Origin of the sequence: Pseudomonas sp. MD195_PC81_125, from assembly GCF_014060985.1 — a bacterium.
In the GTDB taxonomy this organism is placed as follows: Bacteria; Pseudomonadota; Gammaproteobacteria; order Pseudomonadales; family Pseudomonadaceae; genus Aquipseudomonas; species Aquipseudomonas parakoreensis.
Map to the genome: position 1 here is coordinate 1 of NZ_JABULD010000158.1, position 2,496 is coordinate 2,496.

Annotated in this window: 3 protein-coding genes; 1 reads left to right on the forward strand and 2 read right to left on the reverse strand. The window is 61.8% G+C overall.

Translation table 11 applies throughout. From position 1 onward, the window contains the following. Window positions 1-12: 12 nt before the first annotated feature. Together HT737_RS06890 and HT737_RS06895 are read right to left on the reverse strand one after the other, a co-directional pair. The gene (locus HT737_RS06890) at window positions 13-312 is read right to left on the reverse strand and encodes a BolA family transcriptional regulator (protein ID WP_182401965.1); all 300 of its coding nucleotides are present in this window, start codon (window positions 310-312) and stop codon (window positions 13-15) included. Between the two features lie 12 nt (window positions 313-324). Next, a complete protein-coding gene (locus tag HT737_RS06895; protein WP_003226938.1) occupies window positions 325-843 on the reverse strand; it encodes a DUF2059 domain-containing protein in 519 nt (172 codons plus the stop codon). A gap of 193 nt (window positions 844-1,036) precedes the next feature. On the opposite strand from HT737_RS06895, the gene HT737_RS06900 reads away from it, so the two are divergent. Then, window positions 1,037-2,431 (forward strand): class II fumarate hydratase, encoded by a 1,395-nt coding sequence (locus tag HT737_RS06900; protein ID WP_182401967.1) that lies wholly within the window; start codon window positions 1,037-1,039, stop codon window positions 2,429-2,431. The last annotated feature ends 65 nt before the right edge of the window (window positions 2,432-2,496 follow it).

Sequence of the window (2,496 nt, forward strand, 5' to 3'; positions counted from 1 at the left end):
GATCTTTTGATCTTAATGTTTGCTACCGCCGGCACAGGTCGGCGACGCCGGAGCGGCGCCGACTTTTGCCCATTCCTGCGGGGTGTAGGTGTGCAGCGCCAACGCATGGAACTCGCCCATCAGCTCGCCGAGCGTGCCGTAGACTTTCTGATGGCGCTTGACCCGGTTCAGGCCTTCGAACTGCGCGCTGACCACCACCGCCTTGAAGTGGGTCTGCAACCCGCGACTGTGCATGTGGCTTTCGTCCAGCACCTGCAAATGTTCAGGCTGAAGCAGAGCCAGCGTGGATTCGATGCGTTGTTGCATGCTCATCACGAACTCCGCTTACTTCTTCTTGGCCGGCGCAGCGCCTTTCGGTGCCAGCTCGTTGGTCATGTCGTCGAGCAGCTTGTTGACGACTGGCACGGCGCTTTCCAGTTTGGCCTGGGTCATCTGGGCCGATTGCTGGGTCAGCTGCGGCATTTTTTCCAGGACTTTCTTGCCCAGTGGCGACTGATAGAACGCAACCAGGTCTTTCAGCTCCGATTCGCTGAAATTGCTGGTGTAGAGCTTGACCATGTCAGGCTTGAGCTTGTTCCAGCCGATGGCCTGGTCCAGCGCGGCGTTGGCCTTGGCCTGGTAGGTTTCCAGTACGGCTTTCTTGGATTCCGGGGCTTTGGTCTGTTCAAAACGCTGAGCGAACATTTGCTGCACTTGCATGTACACCGGAGTGCCCAGCTTGTCAGCGTGCGCCAGGGTCAGGAAAGCTTCAGCACTGGCGTTGTGGCTGGCGGTATCGGCAAGCACCTGGCCGCTGGCGCAAACCAGTGCAACCGCGGTGCAGATGGCACGAAGACGAGTCATCGAGTTTCCTTTTCAGCTAGGCGAGGTCAAACCCCAAGGGCGACCATTCTGCGCCTAAAAAACCTCGTGGCTCAACCCCCGGGCCTTGCCGTGCTTGATTGGCGGGGTTTTGCCGGTCAACAATCGGTTCGAGGGAACCACCTGGGCCTGACCGGGCCTAAACTGCGCAAACAGACCAACAGGAGTGTGCACGATGAGCCGTATCGAAACCGACAGCCTGGGCCAGATCGAAGTCCCGGACGACGCCTACTGGGGTGCTCAGACGCAACGCTCGCTGATCAACTTCGCCATTGGTCAGGAACGCATGCCGCTGCCGGTATTGCACGCGCTGGCCCTGATCAAGAAAGCCGCCGCCCGGGTCAACGACCGCAACGGCGACCTGCCCGCCGACATCGCCCGCCTGATCGAACAGGCCGCCGACGAAGTCCTCGACGGCCAGCACGACGACCAGTTTCCGCTGGTGGTCTGGCAGACCGGCAGCGGCACCCAGAGCAACATGAACGTCAACGAAGTGATCGCCGGCCGGGCCAACGAACTGGCCGGCAACCCGCGCGGCGGCAAGACGCCGGTGCACCCCAACGATCACGTCAACCGCTCGCAAAGCTCCAACGATTGCTTCCCCACCGCCATGAGCATCGCCACGGCCAAAGCCGTGCAGGAGCAATTGCTGCCCGCGATTGCGGAGCTGTCCGGCGGTCTGGCCGAACTGGCGGCGCGCCACATGAAACTGGTGAAGACCGGCCGTACGCACATGATGGACGCGACGCCGATCACCTTCGGTCAGGAGTTGTCCGGGTTCATAGCGCAACTGGATTACGCCGAGCGAGCGATCCGTGCGGCACTGCCGGCGGTGTGCGAACTGGCGCAGGGTGGCACTGCCGTCGGCACCGGCCTGAATTCGCCGCACGGTTTTGGCGAAGCGATTGCTGCCGAGCTTGCCGCGCTGTCCGGCCTGCCGTTCGTCACCGCGCCGAACAAATTTGCCGCGCTGGCAGGGCATGAGCCGCTGACCAGTCTGTCCGGTGCCCTGAAGACCCTCGCCGTGGCGCTGATGAAAATCGCCAACGATCTGCGCCTGCTCGGCTCAGGCCCTCGCACCGGATTGGCCGAAGTGAAATTGCCGGCCAACGAACCGGGCAGCTCGATCATGCCCGGCAAGGTCAACCCGACCCAGTGCGAAGCGCTGTCGATGCTCGCCTGCCAGGTATTGGGCAACGATGTCACCATCGGCATCGCGGCGAGTCAGGGTCACCTGCAATTGAACGTATACAAACCGGTGATCATCCATAACGTGTTGCAATCGATCCGCCTGCTCGCTGACGGCTGCAGCAACTTCCAGCAGCACTGCATCGCCGGGCTCGAGCCGGATGCGCAGGTCATGGCGCAGCACCTGGAACGTGGCCTGATGCTGGTGACCGCGTTGAACCCGCACATCGGCTACGACAAGTCGGCAGAAATCGCCAAGAAGGCTTACGGCGAGGGTCTGACCTTGCGTGAAGCGGCGTTGCAACTGGGCTATCTGACCGATGAAGAGTTCGATGCCTGGGTGCGGCCGGAGAACATGATCGAGGCTGGCGCCAAGGGCTAACAGCAAAAAGATCGCAGCCTGCGGCAGCTCCTACAGGGGAACGCATTCCAACTGTAGGAGCTGCC

What these genes read in the sequence shown, in the direction of transcription:
- HT737_RS06900 (WP_182401967.1), top strand. Translation starts at nt 1,037, where the DNA reads ATGAGCCGTATCGAAACCGACAGCCTGGGCCAGATCGAAGTCCCGGAC.
- HT737_RS06890 (WP_182401965.1), bottom strand. Translation starts at nt 312, where the DNA reads ATGAGCATGCAACAACGCATCGAATCCACGCTGGCTCTGCTTCAGCCT.
- HT737_RS06895 (WP_003226938.1), bottom strand. Translation starts at nt 843, where the DNA reads ATGACTCGTCTTCGTGCCATCTGCACCGCGGTTGCACTGGTTTGCGCC.